The sequence below is a fragment of the Rhizobacter sp. OV335 genome, assembly GCF_900142965.1.
In the GTDB taxonomy this organism is placed as follows: domain Bacteria; phylum Pseudomonadota; class Gammaproteobacteria; order Burkholderiales; family Burkholderiaceae_C; genus Rhizobacter.
On sequence record NZ_FRCQ01000003.1, the window covers coordinates 1 to 22,530 of the forward strand.

Below are 22,530 nucleotides of genomic sequence, written 5' to 3' on the forward strand. Positions count from 1 at the left end.
ACCAAGCGCGAAGACGTGCAGCGCGGCCAAGTGCTGTGCAAGCCGGGCAGCATCAAGCCGCACACGCACTTCACCGCCGAGGTGTACGTGCTGAGCAAGGAAGAAGGCGGCCGCCACACGCCGTTCTTCAACAACTACCGCCCGCAGTTCTACTTCCGCACGACGGACGTGACCGGCGCGGTGGAGCTGCCGAAGGACAAGGAAATGGTGATGCCTGGCGACAACGTGAGCATCACGGTGAAGCTGATCAACCCGATCGCGATGGAAGAAGGCCTGCGCTTCGCCATCCGTGAAGGTGGTCGCACCGTCGGCGCCGGCGTCGTCGCCAAGATCCTCGAATAAGGTGGAGTCATCGGTCGGCTGGCGTGCTGCTTCGGCATCGCGCGGGCCGGCCACTCTCTCCCTCCATCGATTTCGCGGTCCGCGAGGACCGCATGCTCTTTTCAGGAAACTGCCATGGCCACCAAGCAAAAGATCCGCATTCGCCTGAAGGCGTTTGACTACAAGCTGATCGACCAATCGGCGCTCGAGATCGTTGACACCGCGAAGCGCACCGGCGCGATCGTCAAGGGCCCGGTGCCCCTGCCGACCCGCATGCAGCGCTTCGACATCCTGCGCTCGCCGCACGTCAACAAGACCTCGCGCGACCAGTTCGAGATCCGCACCCATCAACGCCTGATGGACATCGTCGACCCGACCGACAAGACCGTGGACGCGCTGATGAAGCTCGACCTGCCGGCTGGCGTCGACGTCGAGATCAAGCTGCAGTAATCGGAGCGCCTGCGAGGAAGTGGTTGCGGCTTTGGCCGCAGCTGGCTAGAATCGCAGGCTTTCCGCAGTAGCCGGCCTTTCGAGGTTGGCTACTGAAGAAGTAGCCGGCCCTCGCGGGCCGGTTCGGCGCTTGTTCCCAGGAGCAAGACGCCACCAAGTCAGTCCGGCCAATCGATGTCGGGCATGTCAAACAAAGGCTTCCAAGCGCTCCCAGTTGTTGGGGGTGGTGCGGGGGCTGGAGAATATTCATGAGTCTTAGCGAACAAGTCGGTTTGCTGGGCCGCAAGGTGGGCATGATGCGCATCTTCACGGACGACGGCGATGCCGTTCCTGTGACGGTGCTCGATGTGTCGAACAACCGTGTCGTCCAGGTCAAGACCGAAGCCACCGACGGCTACAACGCCATTCAAGTGGCGTTCGGCGCGCGCAAAGCATCGCGCGTCATCAAGCCGGCAGCCGGCCACTTTGCGAAAGCAGGGGTCGAAGCCGGTGTCGTCCTGAAGGAATTCCGCGTCACCGCCGACGTCGTCGCAGGCTTCAAGCCCGGCGCGCAGGTGCCGGTGACGACGTTTGCCGTGGGCCAGCTCGTGGACGTGCAAGGCACCTCCATCGGCAAGGGCTTCACGGGCACCATCAAGCGCCACAACTTCAAGTCGCAGCGCGCGTCGCACGGCAACAGCCGTTCGCACAACGTGCCGGGCTCGATCTCGATGGCGCAGGATCCGGGTCGCGTGTTCCCGGGCAAGAAGATGTCCGGCCAGATGGGCGACGTCACCAAGACCGTCCAGAACCTCGACATCGTCCGCATCGACGAAGCTCGCCAGCTGCTGCTGGTCCGCGGCGCGGTGCCGGGCGCGAAGAACGGCCATGTGGTCGTGCGTCCCGGCGTCAAGGTGAAAGCCAAGAAGGGAGCCCACTGATGCAACTCGAGCTCCTCAACGATCAAGGCCAGGCGACCTCCAAGGTCGACGCACCTGACACCGTGTTCGCCCGTGACTACAACGAAGCCCTGGTCCACCAGGTCGTCGTCGCGTTCCAGGCCAACGCCCGCCAAGGCACGCGCGCCCAGAAGGACCGCGCCGTCGTGAAGCACTCGACGAAGAAGCCGTGGCGCCAAAAGGGAACGGGCCGCGCCCGTGCCGGCATGACCTCGTCGCCGCTGTGGCGCGGAGGCGGCCGGATTTTCCCGAACAGCCCGGACGAGAACTTCACGCACAAGGTCAACAAGAAGATGTACCGGGCCGGTATGGCCGCCATCTTCTCGCAGCTGGCCCGTGAAGGCCGTGTCGCGGTGGTCGATTCGATCACCGTCGACTCGCCGAAGACCAAGCAGCTCGCCGCCAAGTTCAAGGCCATGGGCCTCGACTCGGTGCTGGTGATCGCCGACCAGGTCGACGACAACCTGCTGCTCGCCGCGCGCAACCTCGCCAACGTGATGGTGGTCGAGCCGCGTTACGCCGATCCCCTGTCCCTGGTCTTCTTCAAGAAGATCCTGGTGACCAAGGGTGCGATCGAGCAACTCAAGGAGATGCTGGGATGAGCACGACCAAGCATGACGAGGGCCGCCTGGCCCAGGTGCTGGTGGCGCCGATCGTGAGCGAAAAAGCCACGTCCGCTGCCGAGAAGCACAACCAGGTGCTGTTCAAGGTGCTGCGCGATGCCACCAAGCCCGAGATCAAGGCAGCAGTCGAACTGCTGTTCAAGGTCGAGGTCGAGTCGGTGCAGACCGTCATTCAAAAGGGCAAGGTCAAGCGCTTCGGCCGTTCCATCGGCCGCCGCGACCACGTCAAGAAGGCGTATGTGTCGCTGAAGGCTGGCCAGGAGCTCAACTTCTCCGGGGAGGCCGCGTAATGGCCGTCATCAAAGTCAAACCGACGTCGCCCGGCCGCCGTGCCGTCGTGAAGGTGGTTCACAGCCACCTCTACAAGGGTCGTCCGGAAGCCTCGTTGCTCGAACCGCAAATGCAGAATGCGGGTCGCAACAACAACGGCCACATCACGATGCGCCACAAGGGCGGTGGTCACAAGCACCACTACCGCGTGGTCGACTTCGTGCGCAACAAGGACGGCATTCCGGCGAAGGTCGAACGCATCGAGTACGACCCGAACCGCACGGCGCACATCGCGCTGGTGTGCTACGCCGACGGCGAGCGCCGCTACATCATCGCCCCGCGTGGCCTCGATGTCGGTGCCACCGTGCTGAGCGGCGCTGAAGCGCCGATCAAGGCCGGCAACACGCTGCCGATCCGCAACATCCCGGTGGGCTCGACGGTCCATTGCGTCGAACTGCTGCCGGGCAAGGGTGCACAGATCGCACGCTCGGCCGGCACCTCGGTGACGCTGCTGGCACGCGAAGGCACCTACGCCCAGCTGCGCCTGCGCTCCGGTGAAGTGCGCCGCATCCACATCGACTGCCGCGCGACGATCGGTGAAGTGTCCAACGAAGAGCACAACCTGCGCCAGTACGGCAAGGCCGGTGCGCGTCGCTGGAAGGGCATCCGTCCGACGGTTCGCGGTGTCGCGATGAACCCGGTGGATCACCCGCACGGTGGTGGTGAAGGTCGTACCGGCGAGGGCCAGGTGCCTGTGTCGCCGTGGAACACGATGACCAAGGGCTACCGCACTCGCAACAACAAGCGCACGCAGACGTTCATCGTCTCGCGTCGCAAGAAGTAAGGGGCTGCCATGACCCGTTCGCTCAAAAAAGGTCCGTTCGTCGACCACCACCTGATGGCCAAGGTCGAGAAGGCCGTTGCCATCAAGGACAAGAAGCCCATCAAGACCTGGTCGCGTCGCTCGACGATCCTCCCGGACTTCATCGGCGTGACGATCGCGGTGCACAACGGCAAGCAGCACGTGCCCGTGTACATCACCGACCAGATGGTCGGCCACAAGCTCGGTGAATTTGCGCTGACCCGCACGTTCAAGGGCCACCCGGCCGACAAGAAGGCCAACAAGAAGTAAGGATGACGACGATGGAAACCCGTTCAATCGTTCGCGGCGTCCGCCTCTCTGCCGACAAGGGCCGGCTGGTGGCCGACCTGATCCGCGGCAAGAAGGTCGACCTGGCGCTGAACATCCTGAGCTTCACGCCCAAGAAGGCCGCCGGCATCATCAAGAAGGCTCTGGAGTCGGCAATCGCCAACGCCGAGCACAACGACGGTGCCGACATCGACGAGCTCAAGGTCAAGACGATCTTCGTCGAGCAAGCCGCCACCCTCAAGCGCTTTTCCGCACGGGCCAAGGGCCGCGGCAACCGCATCAGCAAGCCGACGTGTCACATCTTCGTGACCGTGGGCAACTGAGCGCAGAAGGAAAACCATGGGACAGAAAATCCATCCGACCGGTTTCCGGCTGCCGGTCACCCGCAACTGGGCTTCGCGCTGGTACGCATCGAACGCGAATTTCGCGACGATGCTGGCCGAAGACCTGAGGGTCCGCGACTTCCTGAAGATCCGCCTGAAGAGCGCCGCCGTCTCGCGCATCCTGATCGAGCGCCCCGCCAAGAGCGCCCGCGTCACCATTTTCTCGGCTCGTCCGGGCGTGGTGATCGGCAAGAAGGGCGAGGACATCGAGAAGCTGAAGGCCGAACTGACGCGCCGCATGGGCGTGCCGGTCGCGGTCAACATCGAAGAAGTGCGCAAGCCCGAAATCGATGCACAGCTGATCGCCGACAGCATCACCCAGCAGCTCGAGAAGCGCATCATGTTCCGCCGCGCCATGAAGCGCGCGATGCAGAACGCGATGCGCCTGGGCGCCCAGGGCATCAAGATCATGTCGTCGGGTCGCCTGAATGGCATTGAAATCGCACGTTGCGAGTGGTACCGCGAAGGCCGCGTGCCGCTTCACACCCTGAAGGCCGACATCGACTATGGCTTCTCCGAAGCCAAGACGACCTACGGCATCATCGGCGTGAAGTGCTGGGTCTACCGTGGCGACCGCCTCGCCAATGGCGAAGTGCCGCAACTGAAGGCCGAGGTGCCTGAAGACGATCGCCGTCCGCGTCGCAACACGCGCCCCGGCGCTCCGGCTGGCCGTGGCCGCCCGGGTGGCGGTGCCGGTGACCGTGGTGGCGATCGCGGCGGAGACCGTGCACCCCGCCAAGGCGGTGCCCCGGTTGAAGGCAGCGACAAGCCGGCCGAGGCGACGGGTGCTCCCGCCACCGACGCGCCGACCAGCGCAGCCAAGCGCGTGCGCAAGGCCCCCGACGCCACCGGCTCGGGCAAGGCCTAAGGAGAACTAGCATGATGCAACCGTCTCGGCGGAAATACCGCAAAGAGCAGAAGGGCCGCAACACCGGCGTCGCCACCCGTGGCGCGAACGTGTCGTTCGGTGATTTCGGCCTGAAGGCCACGGAGCGTGGTCGCCTGACCGCGCGCCAGATCGAGGCCGCACGTCGTGCGATCTCGCGTCACATCAAGCGTGGCGGCCGGATCTTCATCCGCATTTTCCCGGACAAGCCGATCTCGCAAAAGCCTGCCGAAGTCCGCATGGGCAACGGCAAGGGCAATCCGGAGTACTACGTCGCTGAAATCCAGCCCGGCAAGGTGCTCTACGAACTCAACGGTGTGCCCGAAGAGCTGGCCCGCGAAGCGTTCAAGCTGGCTTCGGCCAAGCTGCCGCTGAGCACCACCTTCGTGTCGCGTCAGGTCGGCTCTTGAGGCCTGACTGGAGAACCACATGAAAGCATCTGAACTCCGCACCAAGGACGTCGCCGGCCTTGAAAAGGAAGTGGCTGACCTGCTGAAGGCCCACTTCGGTCTGCGCATGCAGAAGGCGACTCAGCAACTGACCAATCACTCGACGCTGGGCAACACCCGCCGCGACATCGCGCGTGCGAAGACCGTCCTGGCCGAGAAGAAGAGGGCTGCCAAATGAGCACCACGCAAACCACGACCGAAGCGCCGCAGAAGAACACCCGCACGCTGGTGGGCAAGGTCGTCAGCGACAAGCGCGCCAAGACCGTCACCGTGTTGATCGAACGCCGCACCAAGCACGAGCTGTACGGCAAGATCGTCGGGAAGTCGAGCAAGTACCACGCCCATGACGAAAAGGGCGAGTACAAGCTGGGCGACGTGGTCGAGATCGCCGAAGGCCGTCCGATCTCCAAGACCAAGTCTTGGGTGGTCACGCGCCTGGTCGAGAAGGCTCGCGAAGTCTGATTTGAGTTGACCCTGGGGCCTTCGTCAGAAGGCACCCCGAAGACGGTCGGAACGCTGGGATACTGGCGTCCGGCCGTTTTTTCATTTGGAGATCGAGATGCTCAAAGTTGGTGACAAGCTGCCCGCAGGCTCGCTGCAGGAATTCATCGAGGTCGAAGGCAATGGCTGCAGCCTGGGCCCGAACACCTTCGACGTCGAGAAGGAAACCGCCGGCAAGAAGATCGCGATCTTCGCGCTGCCTGGCGCCTTCACGCCGACCTGCTCGGCCCAGCACGTGCCGGGCTACGTGAAGAACGCCGAGGCGCTGAAGGCCGCCGGCGTCGACGAGATCTGGTGCGTGTCGGTCAACGACGCGTTCGTGATGGGCGCCTGGGGGCGCGACCAGCACACCCAGGGCAAGGTGCGCATGATGGCCGACGGCAGCGGCACGTTCACGCAGGCCACCGGCCTGACGCTGGACCTGGTCGCCCGCGGCATGGGCGTGCGCTCGCAGCGCTACTCGATGCTGGTCGACAACGGTGTCGTCAAGACGCTGAACATCGAGGCGCCGGGCAAGTTCGAGGTCAGCAACGCCGAGACGATCCTGGCGCAGGCGAAGGGCTGATCCGGGCTACGCCATCCAGCGCTCGGTGGCGCTGTGCACCACCGACGACAGCGGCTCGCCGGTGGCGCGCAGCCCACGCAGCCACTGCGCGTCGTTGCCGTGCCGCAGGCTGTCGCGGATCAGGTTGCTCGCGTCGAGCGAGCGCAGGTCGAGCGCATGCTCGTCGACCCGCGCGAGCGTGCGCACGATGTTGTCGCGCAGCTTCTCGCGCTGCTTGGTCTGCGGGTCGACGATCTCGCCGTCGAGCCCGAAGCGGCAGGCCTGGAAGCGGTTGAAGGTGTAGACGAGGTAGTCGTCTTCCGACGGCTCGAACGGCCGCTCCTCGCGCAGGTAGCGGCAGATCGCCTGCAGGTAGCAGGCGAGCGCCGCGGCCTTGTCGACATCGAGCGGCGTGTCGCACACACGCAGCTCGATGGTGCCGAACTCGGGCTTCGGGCGGATGTCCCAGTAGAAGTCCTTCATCGACTGCACGACGCCGGTGCTGGTCATCTTGTCGAAGTACAGCCCGAAGTCGTCCCAGGTGGTCACGAACGGCGCGCGCCCGGACAGCGGGAACGCAAACACCGAGTTCAGGCGCGCCGAATCGAAACCGGTGTCGACGCCCTGAACGAACGGCGACGACGCGCTCAGCGCGATGAAGTGCGGCACGTAGCGCGACAGCGCATGCAGCAGCCACAACGCCGTGTCGCCATCCTCGCAACCCACGTGCACGTGCTGGCCGAACACGGTGAACTGCTTCGCGAGGTAGCCGTACAGCTCGCTGATGTAGTGGAAGCGCTCGGTGGGGAAGATCTGCTGGTCGCTCCAGTGCTGGTACGCATGCGTGCCGCCGCCGGCGATGCCGATGTTCAGCTTGCGCGCCGCCTGCGACAACTGGCCGCGCAGGTCGTGCAGTTCGGCGACCAGCCCGCTGTGCTCGCGCTGGATCGAGGTGCCGATCTCGATCATGCTGCGCGTGATCTCGGGCTTCACGTCCCAGGCACCGGTGTGCTTCGCGAGCACGCGCAGCAGGTCCTCGGCTTGCGGTGCCAGGTCGAAGTCGTGCGTGCTGACGAGTTGCAGTTCCAGCTCGACACCCAGCGTCAGCGGGTCGGAGGTGGTGAATTCGGCGAGTGCCATGTCAGGGGACCTTCTTGTTCGTGACGGGCGCGCACTCCTGCGCCAGGTCGCGCACGGCGCGCTCGGCCAGCAGCGGGCCGATGAACTGCAGCAGCGTGGTCGAGATCAGCAGCGCCTGCAGCACGCCACCGTTGGCGCCGGGCAGCTGCGACGGCCAGCCGAAGGTGTCGGCGGTGAGCAGCACCGCGAGGCTGCTCATCGGCTGCAGCGCGATGGTCAGCGCGCCGGCCTGACGCCAGCCGAGGCCGCTGGGCCGGGTCAGCACGGCGATCGCGATGCCCTTGCCGATCAGCCGCGCCACGATGATCACGAGCACCCACGGCCACAGCGTCGAGAAGCCGTCCAGCGTGAACAGCATGCCCAGGCAGATGAACAGCATCACGCTGAGCGTGGCGCCGGCCGTGCCGAGCTGCGGCTCGACGGTCAGGCCGTGCGCCATCCGCGAGCGCGCCACCATGCCGGCCACCAGCAGCGCCAGCAGCGGCGACAAGCGCCACTGGGCCGCCAGCATCGCCGCGATGATGACCAGCGCGATCTGCAGCACCGGCGCGGTGGTCAGGCCGCGCACCTGCTTCGTGAGTTGCGTCAGCACCCAGCCGGCCGCGACGCCGAGCAGGAAGGAGCCGCTGACCACCAGCAGCGCGCTGGTGATGGCCGGCTCCAGCCCGGGCTCCACGGTGATGCCACCGCTCGCGGCGAGCACGCCCCAGGCCTTCAGCGCCACCACCGCGAGCACGCTGTTGATGGCGGACATCATCAGCAGGCGCTCGGTGACCTGGCCGCGCGGCCGCATCTGGTGCACCAGCGCCAGCACGATGACCGGCGAGGTCGACATCGCGACCGCACCGGCCAGCGCGGCCGAGATCGACGGCGCATCGAAGGCCAGCAGCCCGACGTAGACCGCCAGGCCCGACAGCACGCCCTCCAGCACGCAGGTCAGCGCGAGCCAGGGGTTGTCGATCAGCCAGCGCGGCCGGATCCGGCTGCCGAGTTCGAACACCAGCACGCCGATGGCCAGGTCGATCAGCGGCTTGACCGGATCGAGGTCGGTGCGCTCCAGCAGCCGCAGCGCCAGCGGGCTGGCCAGCGCGCCGGTCAGCATGTGGCCGCACAGCCGAGGCAGCCGGAAGCGCCGCCTCAGGATCTCGCCCAGCACCACGGCGACGACCATCACGATCGCGAAGCCCAGCACCGGGTCGATCCCGCGCAACCTGTCGAGCGTCCAGGAGGCGGTGGCGGCGGAGGGGGCGAACCAGTTCTCGAGCGTGGAGGACAGGGACATCGGCAGGGGCATCGGCAGGCGGCAAGCGAAAGACGCGACGGTCGCCCGGATCGCCGCAAGGATGGTGGAAACTTCGGGGGCCTTGAAGGTAACCGTATCCGACCTCAGGTGCAGCGCCTGCGCGGCGCAAACTTGTGTCAGACAGCGCCTACAAACTCGCCCTCGGACGTTCGCTCTCAACGCACGTCTTCAACCCTATTTCAGCTTCAGCAAGACCATGGACAAGCAAACACTTTCCTTCCAGGCCGAGGTCAAGCAGATCCTGCACCTCGTTACGCATTCGCTGTACTCCAACAAGGAGATCTTTCTTCGCGAGCTGGTCTCGAACGCGTCGGACGCCTGCGACAAGCTGCGCTTCGAGGCCCTGAACAACGCCGGGCTGTACGAAGACGCGCCGAACCTCGAGGTGCGCATCGCATTCGACAAGGCCGCCAAGACGCTGACGATCACCGACAACGGCATCGGGCTGTCGGCCGACGAGGCGGTGGCCAACCTCGGCACCATCGCGAAGAGCGGCACGCGCGAGTTCATGAGCAAGCTCGAAGGCGACCAGAAGAAAGACGCGCAGCTGATCGGCCAGTTCGGCGTCGGCTTCTACAGCGGCTTCATCGTCGCCGACCGCATCACCGTCGAGTCGCGCCGCGCGGGCGTGCCGGCCGAGCAGGGCGTGCGCTGGAGTTCCGAGGGCAGTGGCGATTTCGAGGTCGAGACGATCACGCGGACGCAGCGCGGCACCTCGGTGACCCTGCACCTGCGCGAGGGCGAAGAAGAGTTCCTCACGGCCTGGAAGCTGCGCTCCATCATCAGCAAGTACTCCGACCACATCTCGCTGCCGATCCTGATGCAGAAAGAGGAGTGGGACGCCGACAAGCAGGAGCAGGTCGTCCAGGACGAGTGGGCGCCGGTCAACAAGGCCGCGGCACTCTGGACGCGCAGCAAGAGCGACATCACGCCGGAGCAGTACACCGAGTTCTACAAGCAGATCAGCTACGACACGGAGGCGCCGCTCGCGTTCACGCACAACCGCGTCGAAGGCCGCAGCGAATACACGCAGCTGCTGTACGTGCCGGCGAAGGCGCCGTTCGACCTGTGGAACCGCGACAAGCGCGGCGGCGTGAAGCTCTACGTGAAGCGCGTCTTCATCATGGACGACGCCGAGGCGCTGATGCCGGTCTACCTGCGCTTCGTGAAGGGCGTGATCGACAGCGCGGACCTGCCGCTGAACGTCTCGCGCGAGCTGCTGCAGGAAAGCCGCGACGTGAAGGCCATCCGCGAGGGTTCGACCAAGCGCGTGCTGGGCATGCTCGAGTCGCTGGCCGACAGCGAGGACGCGGCCGAGCGTGCGAAGTACGCCGCCTTCTGGAAGGACTTCGGCGCGGTGCTGAAGGAAGGCGTCGGCGAGGACCACGCGAACCAGGAGAGGCTGACCAAGCTGCTGCGCTTTGCGTCGACGCATGCCGATGAAGGCGTCTCGTTCGCCGACTACCTCGGCCGCATGAAGGAAGGCCAGGACGCGATCTACTACATCACGGCCGACACCCTGGCCGGTGCCAAGAGCAGCCCGCAGCTCGAGATCTTCCGCAAGAAGGGCATCGAGGTGCTGTTGCTGGTCGACCGCGTCGACGAGTGGCTGCTGAGCCACCTGTACGAGGTCGAGGGCAAGTCGCTGCAGAGCGTCGCGAAGGGCTCGGTCGACCTCGGCAAGCTGCAGGACGAGGCCGAGAAGAAGCAGGCCGAAGAGGTCGCGACCGCGTTCCAGCCGGTGCTCGATCGCCTGAAGGAGGCGCTGAAGGACCGTGCGAAGGACGTGCGCGCGACCTCGCGCCTGGTCGATTCGCCGGCCTGCCTGGTCGTCGAGGAGGGCGACATCAGCGGGCACCTCGCGCGCCTGCTGAAGCAGTCCGGCCAGAGCGCGCCGAAGACGAACCCGGTGCTCGAGGTGAACGTCGAACACGCGCTGGTGAAGCGGCTCGAGAACAGCGCGCAGTTCGACGAACTCGCGAACATCCTGTTCGACCAGGCCGTGCTGGCCGAAGGCGGTCAGCTCGAGGACCCGGCGGCGTATGTGCGCCGCGTCACGGCGCTGCTGACGGCCTGATCCAGGCTCAGTACGCGGGGCCGCCGAAGGCCGGCGGCTCCCGCAGCGTCGCGATCTGCTCGCGCAGGCGCACCGCCTGGTCGGTCCAGTAGACCGGGGCGCCGAACCACGGGAACGCGATCGGGAAGGCCGGGTCGTTCCAGCGCCGCGCGAGCCAGGCGCTGTAGTGGATCATGCGCAGCGTGCGGAAGGCTTCGATCAGGCGCAGTTCGCGCCAGTCGAACTCCATGAAGTCCTCGTAGCCGCTCAACAGCGCATGCAGCTGGCGGGTCGCGACGCTGCGCTCGCCCGACAGCAGCATCCACAGGTCCTGCACGGCCGGGCCGGACAAGGCATCGTCGAGGTCGACGAAATGCGGGCCGGCGTCGGTCCACAGCACGTTGCCGGCGTGGCAGTCGCCATGCAGGCGGATCGTTCGCATGCTGCCGACGGCCTCGAAGCAGGCGGCGATCTCGGCCAGCGCGTCGCGGGCCGCGCGCTCCCAGCCGGGCTTCGCGTCGGGCGGGATGATGTCGCCGGCGAGCAGCCAGTCGAGCGGGCCCTGGCCGTAGGTCGCGATGTCGAGCGTCAGCCGGTGCGCGAAGGCCGACTTCGCGCCGACCAGGTGCATGCGGCCGACGAAGCGGCCGATCCACTCCATCGTGGCCTCATCTTCCAGCTCGGGCGCGCGGCCCGAGCGGCGCTCGGTGATCGCGAAGCGGTGCGGGTCGGCGCCGCCGGTGAAGCGGCACAGCGTCGAGGTGATGCCGCTCTGCTCGCTGGTCAGCGACCACGGGTTGACGATGGGGATCTCGGCCTCGGCGAGTTCGTTCGCGAACGCGTGCTCCTCGAGGATCTGCTCGTCGCTCCAGCGGCCGGGGCGATAGAACTTCGCGACCACGACGCGCTTGTCTTCGAGGAACACCTGGAAGACGCGGTTCTCGTAGGAATTCAGCTGGATCAGCCGGCCGTCGCCGCGCAGGCCGACCGAATCGAGGGCGTCGAGGACGACTTCCGGCGTGAGGCCGGCGTAGGGGGTTTCAATCGGCGAGGCGGATGACATGCCCGCATCGTAAGCGGCAGCCGCGCCGCCGCCGCGAATCAATGCCGCGTGCTCGACGCGTAGTGCGGCGGATCGACCACGACGCCGCCGACCTCGTCGCCCAGCGTGCTGTCGCCCGGGTTGGTGGTCGCGAACGCCGGGCCCTGGCGCGCGGCGGGCTTGCCGCTGCGGTCGGTGAGCCCGGAGAACTCGCTGCTCGAGAAGGCATCGAGCCGGCTGTCGGGCGAGAAGAACGAATCCTGGAACAGCGTCGAATCGCTCCACAGCGCGGTGCGCTCGGCCCGCTTGGTCGCGACGGTGGTCGACAGCGTGTCGCGCGCCTCGTGCAGCGTGTGGGTCGGCGCGGGTTGCGGCGCGCGCGAGGCGGCACCGCTGTGCGGCACGAGCAGCTGCAGTTCGGCGATCGACGGCAGGTGCTCGGTCGAGCAGCGCAGGTAGCGCACGCGGCAGGCGGCCAGCACCGATTGCTTGATCTGCTGCAGCCGGCGCGAACCGCCGCGTTCGACATCGAGGTCGATGGCGGCGAGCACGCGGCCGTTCGCGCTGCAGACCGCGAAGGTCACATGGTTGGAGCCGAGCAGGTCGAACCAGAAACGGACCTCGGCCGGATCGTTCGGCTGGCAAAAGCGCACCAGCGGAAGTTTCGACAGCACGATGTGGTGCGGCAACGCCTCGCGCAGCAAGCGGTAGATGCGGCGCTCATCGGTGCTGAAGACGGGGCGGGCGGTGAGCGCCCACTCGGTCGGCAGCGGCTTGGGTTGTGGCGGCTTGCGACCGCGCCACAGCAGCACGAGGAGCGCGAGGGCCAGCAGCGTGGTGACTGCCAATGCGGCGATCCAGGGCAGGACTTGCATGATCAGGGCACAGACTCGATAGGGTCCATCGGACCGGGGCCGAAGGCACCCGTCGAGCGACGAACCGAAGGCATCCTAGCGGCCGGGCTGCGGGGACGCATCCCCCACATCGGGGCCGTACAGTTGTCAGATTTGTGTCTGAAAACGCGTTTCTTCGCTCATTCCGATGCGACGCGTCGCGTGCCGCTCACGTGGGCCTTCACTTCCGTGACGGTGTCGAGCAGGCTGCCGATGCGCTGGGTGTGGCGCTTGAACTGGTAATTCAGCTCGGCGGCATGGCGCTCGACCAGCTGGCCCATCTGCGACGCGAGGCTGTCGGGCGGCAACTTCAGCCAGGCTTCCGATTCGGAGCCGTCGCGCTCGACCAACGCGCCGGCGCGGCGGGCGATCTTCAGCATCGCGGTGTTCTCGCTGAGCGCATGGATAAACAGGCGATCACAGCCGCGGTTGCGCGCCTGCAACACGGCGCGTTCGAAGAGCCGGGCGCCATAGCCGCGGCCGCGTGCGTGGCTGGCCACCGACACACCGAACTCCGCCATCGCCGCGTCTTCCGGCCGGCTGACCGGCGCGTAGGCGAGGTGGGCCAGCGCGATCAACTGGAGGCGCCGATTGAAAATGCCGAACAGCTCGTCGCGCTCGAAATTCAGCGATGCGACGTAGCGCTCGATCTGCGCATCGGTGGCCGGATAGCCGAATCGAAGATAGCGATCACTTTCGTTCAACGAAAGCAAGTGCATCGAGATGCGCTCCCGATGGCGCTCGGACATCGATCGGATCGGCACCCAGCTGAAACGCGATGACTCGGGCGCACCGCCAGGGTTCGACGCGAGAGGCGACGAACGTTCGGGAGAGGTGGCGATGCTGCTCATGGAGTGGTCTTAGTAGAAACCCTAATGTACCAGTTCAGACCTCCTCTTGCGAACGAGGCGAAGCAAGCGAGCCCCCTAGCCAGTTCCGATCGTGATCCGCTACACTAGAAGGCTTTTCCGTCATGGCCCGGAGAGAACCGTGCAAAACCACGGGATGGCGCGTCCACCAGGCGCACCGCGACGCCATCCTGCCTGAGAGGCTGCCCGAACAAGCAGCACCGATCGCAGCGAAGGAAGTCAGGCCGTAAACCGCTGGTCGCATGTCGCGACCGGCTCATTGAAAGAACCTCATGAAGACCTTCAGCGCCAAGCCGGCCGAAGTGACGCACGAGTGGTTTGTGATTGACGCCACCGACAAGGTGCTCGGACGTGTTGCCAGCGAAGTGGCACTCCGTTTGCGCGGCAAGCACAAGGCCATTTACACGCCTCACGTCGACACCGGAGATTTCATCGTCGTCGTCAACGCAGACAAGATCCGCGTCACGGGCAACAAGGCCACCGACAAGATCTACTACCGTCACTCAGGCCACCCGGGCGGTATCCACGCCACGACCTTCAAGGACATGCAAGCCAAGCACCCCGGCCGCGCGCTGGAAAAGGCTGTCAAGGGCATGCTCCCCAAGGGGCCGTTGGGTTACGCGATGGTCAAGAAGCTGAAGGTGTATGCCGGTGGTTCCCACCCCCACACCGCCCAGCAGCCCAAAGTGCTGGAAATCTAAGGAGCGGTGATGATCGGAAATTGGAACTACGGAACCGGCCGCCGCAAGTCGTCGGTGGCTCGCGTCTTCATCAAGAAGGGCACCGGCCAGATCGTCGTCAACGGCAAGACCGTCGACGAGTATTTCGGTCGCCAGACGTCGATCATGGTGGTCAAGCAGCCTCTGGTGCTGACCTCCAACGACGGCGCGTTCGACGTCAAGGTCAACGTGCACGGCGGTGGTGAGTCGGGTCAAGCCGGTGCGGTGCGCCACGGCATCACCCGCGCGCTGATCGACTACGACGAGACGCTCAAGCCCGCCCTCAAGCACGCTGGCTTCGTGACGCGCGATGCGCGTGAAGTCGAGCGCAAGAAGGTCGGCCTGCACGGTGCTCGCCGCAGGAAGCAGTTCAGCAAGCGCTGATCGACGCTCACGCGTTGCAAGAAGGGGCCGCTTTCGAGCGGCCCTTTTGCTTTTGGGGTCGCGGTTCCGGCAAGGTTTGGAAACAAGCACGCGGGCGGCCGCTTCTACAATCCCTAGCTCGAACAGGGGCGCCGGGCTCCGCAGCACGAGCCCTTCACTTCCTCTTCTCCTGACCCCATGCGCTGGAAACTGCTTCGTCGTCGCATGTCCATCAGCGCCCCGCGCATGATCGTCAGAAGCCACCTGCCGTGGCCGTTGCGCTGGGCGCTCGTGGCCCTGGTGTTCGGCTTCTCCGCAGCGCTGGCGTTGTGGGCCTTCGAGTTCGGCAAGGACATCGCCGGCCTGGACCGCGATGCCAAGGCCGAGCTGGGGCAGTTGCGGGTCGAGGTCGCGCAACTGCGCGCCGAACGCGAAGGCGCGCAGTCGATCGCCAACACCGCCGGCAGCCTGCTGCGCACCGAGAAGGTGGCGCAGGACAAGCTCGCCCAGCAGCTCAAGCAGCTCGAGTCCGAGAACATGGCCTTGAAGGCCGATCTCGGCTTCTTCGAGCGCTTGCTGCCGGCCGGCACCACCGAGGCCCTGACGGTGCGCGCGCTGCAGGCTGAGGCCAAGGCGCCGGGACAACTTCGTTACCAATTGCTGGTGATGCAGATGGGCAAGTCGGCCCCGGAATTCACCGGTCGCTACGACATCGTGCTGACCGGCCTGCTCGACGGCAAACCCTGGTCGATGTCGATGCCCAACGGGGGCCTGCCGCTGGCCGTGAAGCAGTACCTCCGTCTCGAAGGAATGATCGATCACCCGCTGCAGGCCGTGGTAAAAACCGTGCAGGTCAAGGTCATCGACAGCCGCGGCGCTGTCAGGGCGACGCAGATGCTCAAGCTCTGAAGCCAGCCTCCGAAGAAGCACTGAGCGCACCCGCCGCAAGACCCTGGCAAGAGCCACACAGACGGCACCCCTCGTTGGATCACGTTGGAGCAACCACCATGTTCGGCAAAACCAAGCAGCCTCCCATCCGCACCCTGATCGGCGAGGGCACCGTGATCACCGGCGAATTGCGCTTTGCCGACGGCCTGCGCATCGACGGCGAAGTGCAGGGCGACGTGATCGCCAGCAGCGAGGCCTACAGCATTCTCGTGATCAGCGAGAAAGCCAAGGTGATCGGCAAGGTCAAGGCCGGCCACGTGATCATCAACGGCACCGTGATCGGCCCCGTTCTGTCAGATCAGCTGCTCGAATTGCAGCCCAAGGCCAGCATCGTCGGCGACGTGCGCTACGAATCGCTCGAAATGCACCAGGGCGCCCGGATCGACGGCGAACTTCACCCGCTGAAGGCCGATGAAAAAGCCCCTTTGAAGCTCGCCACCGCGAATTCGGGGCCGGCAATCAATCCCACAACGGCACAAGCGGCGTGAGCCCGACGGATAATCGGTCTGTTCGTCTCCCAAGGAATACCCCATGAGCGCAGTTGCAGAGAACATCCAGAGCCTTGATTCCAGTGAGCCGCCGGTGCCGCTGGTCTTCACCGACAGCGCCGCGAGCAAGGTCAAGGAACTGGTCGATGAAGAAGGCAATCCCGAGCTGAAGCTGCGGGTTTTCGTGCAAGGCGGCGGTTGCTCCGGCTTCCAGTACGGCTTCACCTTCGATGAAATCGTCAACGACGACGACACGCAGATGAGCAAGAACGGCGTCACGCTGCTGATCGACGCGATGAGCCTGCAGTACCTGGCCGGCGCCGAGATCGATTACAAGGACGACCTCGAAGGCGCGCAGTTCGTGATCAAGAACCCGAACGCGACGACGACCTGCGGTTGCGGATCCAGCTTTTCGGTCTGAGCCTTCGGGCTCCCGCACCAGGCCGCTTTCGAGCGGCCTTCTTCATTTCGGATACAGCGCGCCCAGCACCCGCGGGCCGCGCGCCCCGGTGACCGACACCAGGTTGCCCGGTTCGCGCCGCACATGCGCCCGCGCCAGCCACGCAAACGCGGCCGCCTCGACCTCGCTGGCCGGCAGGCCGCGGTCATCGCTGCGGACCACCTTGCGGCGCGGCAGCAGCGCGGCCAAGCGGCCCATCAGCTGATCGTTGAAGGCGCCGCCGCCGCACACCACCACCTCCGGCGCCGCAGCGGCATGGCGGTCGACCGAATCGGCGCAGGCCTGGGCCGTCAGCTCGCACAGCGTGGCCTGCACGTCTTCCGGGCGCAGTGCATGGCCGACGCGCGACAGCTGATCGTCCAGCCACTCCGGGTTGAACAGGTCGCGGCCGGTGCTCTTCGGCGGTGTCAGCGCGAAATACGGATCGGCGCGCATCGACGTCAGCAGGCTGGCCTCGACGCGCCCCGAGGCCGCCCAGGCGCCGCCGGCATCGAAGGGGCGGTGGCAGTGGCGCTGGCACCAGTGGTCCATCAGCGCGTTGCCGGGGCCGCAATCGAAGCCGATCGTGTGCCCGTCGTGCGCCGACCAGGCGGTCAGGTTGCTGATGCCGCCGATGTTGAGCACGGCACCGGCGCGGTCGACCAGGCCGAACACCGCGCGATGGAAGGCCGGCACCAGCGGCGCGCCTTGGCCACCGGCGGCGATGTCGCGGCTGCGGAAATCCGCGACGACGTCGATGCCCGCCAGCTCGGCCAGCGCGGCCGGCGCGTTCACCTGCACGGTGTACGGCAGCTCGTCGCCCGGTCGGTGCCGCACCGTCTGCCCGTGTGCGCCGATGGCCCGGATGTCGGCTGCGCTCAGGCCGGTCTGCGCCAGCAGCAGGCTGACGACGCCGCCATAGACCTGCACCAGCGCGTGCCCGGCGTGGGCCGCGCGGTTCAGTTCGTCGTCGCCGGCGCGCTGCAAGGCCATGAAGGCCTCGCGCACATGCGCGGCAAAAGGAAGGTGGGCATGCGCCAGCACCTTCATGTGGGCGCCGCTGAAATCGGCGATCACGCCGTCCACGCCGTCCAGCGAGGTGCCGGACATCAACCCGATGTAGCGTTCCGCGATGAGGTGCTCGGTCATCGCGCGATGGTAGCCGTGCGGCGCCGGCTTGCGAGGCCCGCCGGGTTTACTCGGCGTCGCCGGTGTAGCTCGCGAGCGATTCGGCGCCCTTGAGCTGCTGGCGCCAGGTGCCGGTGACCTTCGCCAGCTCCTGCTGCGCCGACGCGGTCAGCACGATCGCTTCCGAGGTCTTGGCGACCACCAGCGGATCCTGCTGCTGGCCCTTCAGCTTGAACTCGAAGTGCAGGTGCGGCCCGGTCGCCCAGCCGGTCATGCCGACGTTGGCGATGTGCATGCCCTGCTCGACATGCTGGCCGCGCTTCACGTCGATGCGGCTCAGGTGGGCGTAGACCGTCTCGCGGTCGTTGCTGTGGCGAACCTTGACGACGTTGCCGTAGCCGTTCTGCCAGCCGGCGAAATCGACCACGCCGTCGCCGACGCTGCGCACCGAGGTGCCGGTCGGTGCGCCGTAGTCCACACCCAGGTGGGCGCGCCAGCTCTGCAGGATCGGGTGGAAGCGCATCGAGAAGCCCGAGGTCACGCGCGAGAACTCCAGCGGGCTCGCGAGGAACGCACGGCGCTTGCTCTGGCCGTCGAAGCCGAAGTAGCCGCCCTTGCCGGACGGGTCCTTGAACCACACGGCCGAGTAGCTGCGGCCGTTGTTGACGAACTCGGCGGCCAGCACGCGGCCGGCGGCCTGGTTCCAGGTGATCACTTCGCCGTCGGCGGTCAGCGCTTCGTAGACGACGCTGAAGGTGTCGTTCTTGCGCAGCTCGCGGTGGAAGTCGATGTCGGTCGAGAAGATCTCGGCGACCTGCACGGCCACCGGGTCGGGGATGCGCGATTCGTCGGTGGCGGCGAACAGCGAGCTGCGGATCGTGCCGCTGCCCAGCCGCACCTGGGCGGCCAGCGGTGCCAGTTCGACCCTGGCCTCGAAGCGGCCGTCGACGCGCTTCACGCTGAGTCGCGAGAAGTGGGTCGACCACTGCGCCGGATCGGCGGCCGGGAAACGGGCGACCAGTTCCTCGAGCTGGCCCGATTCATCGCTGCGCACCTGCACCATCTTGCCGGCGCGGCCTTCGAGCAACAGGCGGGCGGTCTTGTCGGTGCGCAAGAAGGTGGCTGCCGCGACATCGGTCACGTTCACGCGGCGCAGCAGGCTGTCGGCGGTGTCGGCGTTGCGGGTCAGGTCGCTGCGGTAGAGCGACAAGTCGTGGCTGGCCAGCGCTTCGAGCTGCGATCCGACGTCTTCCGGGGTGACGCTTTCCGTCACCACGCGGCGCGGCAGGTCGGACGCATCGGGGGCCATCGGCGCGATGGCGAAGGCGGTGACGCCGGCGCCCATCAGCAACGCGACCACCGTGCCGGCGAGCGTGCGCGGATGGCGGTGGACGAAATGCTGGGTGGTGGTGCCGGCCGAGGCCAGCGCTTGATCGAGAGAATCCAACGAGTTCACTGCTGTGAAGGGCGGTGAAGCCCTGTCTGCAAGCACACCGCCATCGGACGCCGCGCTCTGGTCTGTCTTGCTGCCTGCAGGCGTCCACTAGAATCGCGGTCGCTTGCGGGCCCCTGTGTCTGGAGGGGGCCGGCACCCGGAAGCGGCGCAGTATAGCCACCGACTTCCGCGCCAATGTTTCTGGCGCTAATCCCGGAATACCCCCACAAGTTCGTTCTGCAACCGGCCCCGAAAACCATGTCCGCCCAGCCGCCTTTTCCGATCACCGACCGCACGCGCGAGGCGCTGGCGGTGTCATTGAGGGGCTGTGACGAGCTGTTACCCGAGGCCGAATGGCTGAACAAGCTCGCACGCTCTGAAGCAACCGGCGTGCCACTGCGAATCAAGCTCGGCCTGGACCCGACCGCGCCCGACATCCACATCGGCCACACCGTGGTGCTGAACAAGATGCGCCAGCTGCAGGACCTGGGGCACACGGTGATCTTCCTGATCGGCGACTTCACGTCGATGATCGGCGACCCGTCGGGGCGCAACAGCACCCGCCCGCCGCTGACGCGCGAGCAGATCGAGGCCAACGCGCAGACCTACTACCGCCAGGCGGCGCTGGTGCTGGACGAGAGCCGCACCGAGATCCGCTACAACTCCGAGTGGAGCGATCCGCTGGGCGCGCGCGGCATGATCCAGCTCGCGTCGCGCTACACGGTGGCCCGCATGATGGAGCGCGACGATTTCACGAAGCGCTTCAAGGCCGGCACGCCGATCAGCGTGCACGAGTTCCTGTACCCGCTGATGCAGGGCTACGACTCGGTGGCGCTGAAGAGCGACCTCGAGCTCGGCGGCACCGACCAGAAGTTCAACCTGCTGGTGGGCCGTGCGCTGCAGAGCGAATACGGCCAGGAGCCGCAGTGCATCCTGACGATGCCGCTGCTCGAGGGGCTGGACGGCGTCGACAAGATGTCGAAGAGCAAGAACAACTACATCGGCATCACCGACGCGCCGAACGACATGTTCGCGAAGATCCTGTCGATCAGCGACACGATGATGTGGAAGTACTTCACGCTGCTGAGCTTCCGGCCCGAGGCGGAGATCGCGGCGCTGAAGGCAGGCGTCGACGGCGGGCGCAACCCGAAGGACGCGAAGGTGCTGCTTGCCAAGGAGATCACCACCCGCTTCCACAGCGCGGCGGCGGCCGAGGCGGCCGAGGCCGACTTCAACAACCGGGCGAAGGGCGGCATCCCCGATGTGATCGACGAACTCGCGCTGTCGGGCGCGCCGCTCGGCATCACCGCGCTGCTGAAGCAGGCCGGCCTCGCGCCGTCGACCAGCGAGGCCGGGCGGCTGATCGAAGGCGGTGGCGTGCGCATCGACGGCGACGCGGTCAGCGACAAGGGCCTGAAGCTGAACGCCGGCACCTACGTCGTGCAGGTCGGCAAGCGCAAGTTCGCGCGCGTCACGCTGGGCTGATCGCGATGCGGCGGCGGATCGTCCTCGGCCTGCTGGCGGCTGCATTCGCGTTGACTGCGCAGGCTGCGCCGTCCGAGGCCGAACGGGCGCGCATCGAGCGGCTGATCGCCTTCGTCGCGGGCCAGACCGGCCTGAAATTCGTCCGCAACGGCGGCGCCTATTCGCCGGCCGATGCGGCGAAGTTCCTGCGCGGCAAGTTCGACAAGATGGGCGAGCACGTCACCACCGCGCAGCAGTTCATCGACGAGATCGCGAGCCGCTCCAGCACCACCGGGCAGGCCTACCAGATCCGTTTCGCCGACGGTCGCAGCCTGCCCGTGGCGCAGTTCCTCGGCGACGAACTCAAGCGCATGGACCGCTGATGGGCACGCCGATGGGTGTCGAGGCACTGCTGCGCCTGTCGGTGATCGCGGCGCTCGCGACCATCGGGCTGAAGACCTGGGCGTGGTGGGTCACCGGCTCGGTCGGGCTGCTGTCGGACGCGATGGAATCGGTGGTCAACCTGGCCTCGGCGCTGTTCGCGCTGCTGATGGTCAACATCGCGCGCCGGCCGGCCGACGAAGACCATCCGTCGGGTCACACGAAGGCGGAGTACTTCTCGAGCGGCTTCGAAGGCATGCTGATCGCCGCGGCCGCGGTGAGCATCATCTGGGCCGCGGCGCAGCGCTTCGCGCACCCGCAGCCGCTCGAATCGCTCGGCTGGGGTCTGACGCTGTCGGTCGCCAGCTCGGCGATCAACGGCCTGCTGGCGTGGTGGATGATGGCCGGCGCGCGGCAGCACCGCTCGATCGTGCTCGAGGCCGACGCGCGTCACCTGATGACCGACGTGTGGACCTCCGCCGGTGTCGTCGCCGGCTTGCTGCTGGCCAAGTTGACCGGCTGGCTGTGGCTCGATCCGCTGCTCGCGATCGGCGTGGCGCTGAACATCCTGCGCGAAGGCGGTCACCTCGCGTGGCGCTCGATCGAGGGGCTGATGGACAGCGCGGTCGAGCCCGAGATCCGCGAACAGATCGACGGCACGCTGGCGCAGTTCGCCCCCCACCCGATCCGCTTCGACCACGTCGTCACCCGGCGCGCCGGGCAGCGGCGCTTCATCGACATGCACATGCACGTGCCGGCCGACTGGACGCTCGGCCGCGCGGCCGCGCTGCGCGCCGATGTCGAGCAGGCGCTGATGCACGACGTGCCGGGCTTGCGGGCTTCCATCCAGCTGCTGCCGACGAACGTCGAGGCGCAGTCCGCCGACGGGCTGGCGCGATGATCTCCATCACGCAGCGGGTGTCGCAGGCGCGCGTCGAGGTGGCCGGGCTGGTGATCGGCGCGATCGACGCCGGCCTGCTGGTGCTGGTGTGCGCCGAACCGGACGACACGCCGGCGGTCGCCGACAAGCTGGTCGCGAAACTGCTGAAGCTGCGCATCTTCAGCGATGAGAACGGCAAGATGAACCGCAGCGTCACCGACATCGGCGGCGGGCTGCTGATCGTCAGCCAGTTCACGCTGGCGGCCGACACCTCGGGCGGCAACCGGCCGAGCTTCACCGCGGCGGCGCCGCCTGCGCTCGGGCGTGAACTCTATGAACGGGTGCTCGCCACCGCGAGGTCACAGCACCCGAACGTCGCCAGCGGCGAGTTCGGGGCGGACATGAAGGTGCACCTCGTCAACGACGGCCCCGTGACCATCCCGATCACGTTGCGGGCCTGAACCCAC

29 protein-coding genes and 1 pseudogene are annotated in these 22,530 nt (G+C 66.6%); 23 read left to right on the top strand and 7 right to left on the bottom strand.

Annotated elements, in window-relative coordinates:
- The 13 genes and pseudogenes from tuf to BUE42_RS03600 form a co-directional block, all read left to right on the top strand.
- Window positions 1-342 (top strand): annotated as a pseudogene (gene tuf, locus BUE42_RS03540) (elongation factor Tu); the annotation flags it as partial.
- A 114-nt stretch (window positions 343-456) separates the two neighbouring features.
- A complete protein-coding gene (gene rpsJ / locus BUE42_RS03545; protein WP_047506357.1) occupies window positions 457-771 on the top strand; it encodes a 30S ribosomal protein S10 in 315 nt (104 codons plus the stop codon).
- Between the two features lie 248 nt (window positions 772-1,019).
- Complete coding sequence (gene rplC, locus BUE42_RS03550) at window positions 1,020-1,691, top strand: 50S ribosomal protein L3 (protein WP_073462815.1); 672 nt, start codon at window positions 1,020-1,022, stop codon at window positions 1,689-1,691.
- Window positions 1,691-2,311, top strand: a complete 621-nt coding sequence (rplD, locus tag BUE42_RS03555; protein ID WP_073462817.1) for a 50S ribosomal protein L4 — start codon at window positions 1,691-1,693, stop codon at window positions 2,309-2,311. Before rplC ends, rplD begins: the two co-directional genes overlap by 1 nt.
- Window positions 2,308-2,622, top strand: coding sequence for a 50S ribosomal protein L23 (rplW, locus tag BUE42_RS03560; protein WP_047506361.1), 315 nt, complete (start codon window positions 2,308-2,310; stop codon window positions 2,620-2,622). The genes rplD and rplW overlap by 4 nt, the downstream gene beginning before the upstream one ends.
- Complete coding sequence (gene rplB / locus BUE42_RS03565) at window positions 2,622-3,446, top strand: 50S ribosomal protein L2 (RefSeq protein WP_056809653.1); 825 nt, start codon at window positions 2,622-2,624, stop codon at window positions 3,444-3,446. The genes rplW and rplB overlap by 1 nt, the downstream gene beginning before the upstream one ends.
- Before the next feature lie 9 nt (window positions 3,447-3,455).
- Window positions 3,456-3,734, top strand: a complete 279-nt coding sequence (gene rpsS / locus BUE42_RS03570; protein ID WP_073462818.1) for a 30S ribosomal protein S19 — start codon at window positions 3,456-3,458, stop codon at window positions 3,732-3,734.
- Window positions 3,735-3,745: 11 nt separating this feature from the next.
- Window positions 3,746-4,075 carry a 50S ribosomal protein L22 gene (gene rplV, locus BUE42_RS03575; protein WP_073462820.1) on the top strand — a complete coding sequence of 110 codons (330 nt, stop codon included), beginning with the start codon at window positions 3,746-3,748 and terminating at the stop codon, window positions 4,073-4,075.
- A gap of 16 nt (window positions 4,076-4,091) precedes the next feature.
- The gene (gene rpsC, locus BUE42_RS03580; RefSeq protein WP_073462822.1) at window positions 4,092-5,003 is read left to right on the top strand and encodes a 30S ribosomal protein S3; all 912 of its coding nucleotides are present in this window, start codon (window positions 4,092-4,094) and stop codon (window positions 5,001-5,003) included.
- A gap of 11 nt (window positions 5,004-5,014) precedes the next feature.
- Window positions 5,015-5,431, top strand: coding sequence for a 50S ribosomal protein L16 (rplP, locus tag BUE42_RS03585; protein WP_047506369.1), 417 nt, complete (start codon window positions 5,015-5,017; stop codon window positions 5,429-5,431).
- A 19-nt stretch (window positions 5,432-5,450) separates the two neighbouring features.
- Entirely contained in the window at window positions 5,451-5,648 is a 198-nt protein-coding gene (rpmC, locus tag BUE42_RS03590) for a 50S ribosomal protein L29 (protein WP_047506370.1), read from the top strand.
- On the top strand, window positions 5,645-5,932 hold the full coding sequence (rpsQ, locus tag BUE42_RS03595; protein ID WP_073462824.1) for a 30S ribosomal protein S17: 288 nt from the start codon (window positions 5,645-5,647) through the stop codon (window positions 5,930-5,932). Before rpmC ends, rpsQ begins: the two co-directional genes overlap by 4 nt.
- Window positions 5,933-6,029: 97 nt before the next feature.
- Entirely contained in the window at window positions 6,030-6,536 is a 507-nt protein-coding gene (locus tag BUE42_RS03600) for a peroxiredoxin (RefSeq protein WP_073462826.1), read from the top strand.
- Between the two features lie 6 nt (window positions 6,537-6,542).
- Here the strand turns inward: BUE42_RS03600 and BUE42_RS03605 are convergent, their stop codons facing one another.
- Together BUE42_RS03605 and BUE42_RS03610 are read right to left on the bottom strand one after the other, a co-directional pair.
- Window positions 6,543-7,655: a YbdK family carboxylate-amine ligase gene (locus tag BUE42_RS03605; RefSeq protein WP_073462828.1), complete on the bottom strand. Its 1,113-nt coding sequence runs from the start codon at window positions 7,653-7,655 to the stop codon at window positions 6,543-6,545.
- A 1-nt stretch (window position 7,656) separates the two neighbouring features.
- On the bottom strand, window positions 7,657-8,937 hold the full coding sequence (locus BUE42_RS03610) for a cation:proton antiporter (RefSeq protein ID WP_073463373.1): 1,281 nt from the start codon (window positions 8,935-8,937) through the stop codon (window positions 7,657-7,659).
- A gap of 217 nt (window positions 8,938-9,154) precedes the next feature.
- Between BUE42_RS03610 and htpG the strand changes: the two genes are divergently transcribed.
- Window positions 9,155-11,035 (top strand): molecular chaperone HtpG, encoded by a 1,881-nt coding sequence (htpG, locus tag BUE42_RS03615; RefSeq protein WP_073462831.1) that lies wholly within the window; start codon window positions 9,155-9,157, stop codon window positions 11,033-11,035.
- Window positions 11,036-11,042: 7 nt separating this feature from the next.
- Here htpG and BUE42_RS03620 read toward each other — a convergent pair whose 3' ends face one another.
- The 3 genes from BUE42_RS03620 to BUE42_RS03630 form a co-directional block, all read right to left on the bottom strand.
- Complete coding sequence (locus BUE42_RS03620; protein WP_073462833.1) at window positions 11,043-12,077, bottom strand: serine/threonine protein kinase; 1,035 nt, start codon at window positions 12,075-12,077, stop codon at window positions 11,043-11,045.
- Window positions 12,078-12,115: 38 nt separating this feature from the next.
- A complete protein-coding gene (locus BUE42_RS03625; protein WP_073462835.1) occupies window positions 12,116-12,931 on the bottom strand; it encodes a DUF2726 domain-containing protein in 816 nt (271 codons plus the stop codon).
- A 158-nt stretch (window positions 12,932-13,089) separates the two neighbouring features.
- Complete coding sequence (locus tag BUE42_RS03630; RefSeq protein WP_073462837.1) at window positions 13,090-13,800, bottom strand: GNAT family N-acetyltransferase; 711 nt, start codon at window positions 13,798-13,800, stop codon at window positions 13,090-13,092.
- A gap of 290 nt (window positions 13,801-14,090) precedes the next feature.
- On the opposite strand from BUE42_RS03630, the gene rplM reads away from it, so the two are divergent.
- From rplM to erpA, 5 genes are all read left to right on the top strand, one after another.
- Complete coding sequence (rplM, locus tag BUE42_RS03635; protein ID WP_073462839.1) at window positions 14,091-14,519, top strand: 50S ribosomal protein L13; 429 nt, start codon at window positions 14,091-14,093, stop codon at window positions 14,517-14,519.
- 9 nt (window positions 14,520-14,528) lie between these two features.
- Window positions 14,529-14,921, top strand: coding sequence for a 30S ribosomal protein S9 (rpsI, locus tag BUE42_RS03640; RefSeq protein ID WP_047506382.1), 393 nt, complete (start codon window positions 14,529-14,531; stop codon window positions 14,919-14,921).
- Window positions 14,922-15,146: 225 nt separating this feature from the next.
- Window positions 15,147-15,809: a DUF6776 family protein gene (locus tag BUE42_RS03645; protein WP_369822941.1), complete on the top strand. Its 663-nt coding sequence runs from the start codon at window positions 15,147-15,149 to the stop codon at window positions 15,807-15,809.
- A gap of 98 nt (window positions 15,810-15,907) precedes the next feature.
- Complete coding sequence (locus BUE42_RS03650; protein ID WP_073462843.1) at window positions 15,908-16,336, top strand: bactofilin family protein; 429 nt, start codon at window positions 15,908-15,910, stop codon at window positions 16,334-16,336.
- A 43-nt stretch (window positions 16,337-16,379) separates the two neighbouring features.
- Window positions 16,380-16,757 carry an iron-sulfur cluster insertion protein ErpA gene (gene erpA / locus BUE42_RS03655; protein WP_073462845.1) on the top strand — a complete coding sequence of 126 codons (378 nt, stop codon included), beginning with the start codon at window positions 16,380-16,382 and terminating at the stop codon, window positions 16,755-16,757.
- A 42-nt stretch (window positions 16,758-16,799) separates the two neighbouring features.
- Here erpA and BUE42_RS03660 read toward each other — a convergent pair whose 3' ends face one another.
- Window positions 16,800-17,924, bottom strand: coding sequence for an anhydro-N-acetylmuramic acid kinase (locus BUE42_RS03660; protein ID WP_073462846.1), 1,125 nt, complete (start codon window positions 17,922-17,924; stop codon window positions 16,800-16,802).
- A 46-nt stretch (window positions 17,925-17,970) separates the two neighbouring features.
- Window positions 17,971-19,350: a M23 family metallopeptidase gene (locus BUE42_RS03665; RefSeq protein ID WP_073462847.1), complete on the bottom strand. Its 1,380-nt coding sequence runs from the start codon at window positions 19,348-19,350 to the stop codon at window positions 17,971-17,973.
- A gap of 246 nt (window positions 19,351-19,596) precedes the next feature.
- Between BUE42_RS03665 and tyrS the strand changes: the two genes are divergently transcribed.
- The 4 genes from tyrS to dtd are packed head-to-tail and all read left to right on the top strand — an operon-like array spanning window position 19,597 to window position 22,524.
- Window positions 19,597-20,823 (top strand): tyrosine--tRNA ligase, encoded by a 1,227-nt coding sequence (tyrS, locus tag BUE42_RS03670; RefSeq protein WP_073462850.1) that lies wholly within the window; start codon window positions 19,597-19,599, stop codon window positions 20,821-20,823.
- Window positions 20,824-20,828: 5 nt separating this feature from the next.
- Entirely contained in the window at window positions 20,829-21,185 is a 357-nt protein-coding gene (locus BUE42_RS03675) for a DUF5329 family protein (RefSeq protein ID WP_073462852.1), read from the top strand.
- On the top strand, window positions 21,185-22,084 hold the full coding sequence (locus BUE42_RS03680; RefSeq protein WP_235002070.1) for a cation diffusion facilitator family transporter: 900 nt from the start codon (window positions 21,185-21,187) through the stop codon (window positions 22,082-22,084). Before BUE42_RS03675 ends, BUE42_RS03680 begins: the two co-directional genes overlap by 1 nt.
- A complete protein-coding gene (gene dtd, locus BUE42_RS03685) occupies window positions 22,081-22,524 on the top strand; it encodes a D-aminoacyl-tRNA deacylase (protein WP_073462854.1) in 444 nt (147 codons plus the stop codon). The genes BUE42_RS03680 and dtd overlap by 4 nt, the downstream gene beginning before the upstream one ends.
- Window positions 22,525-22,530 lie beyond the last annotated feature (6 nt).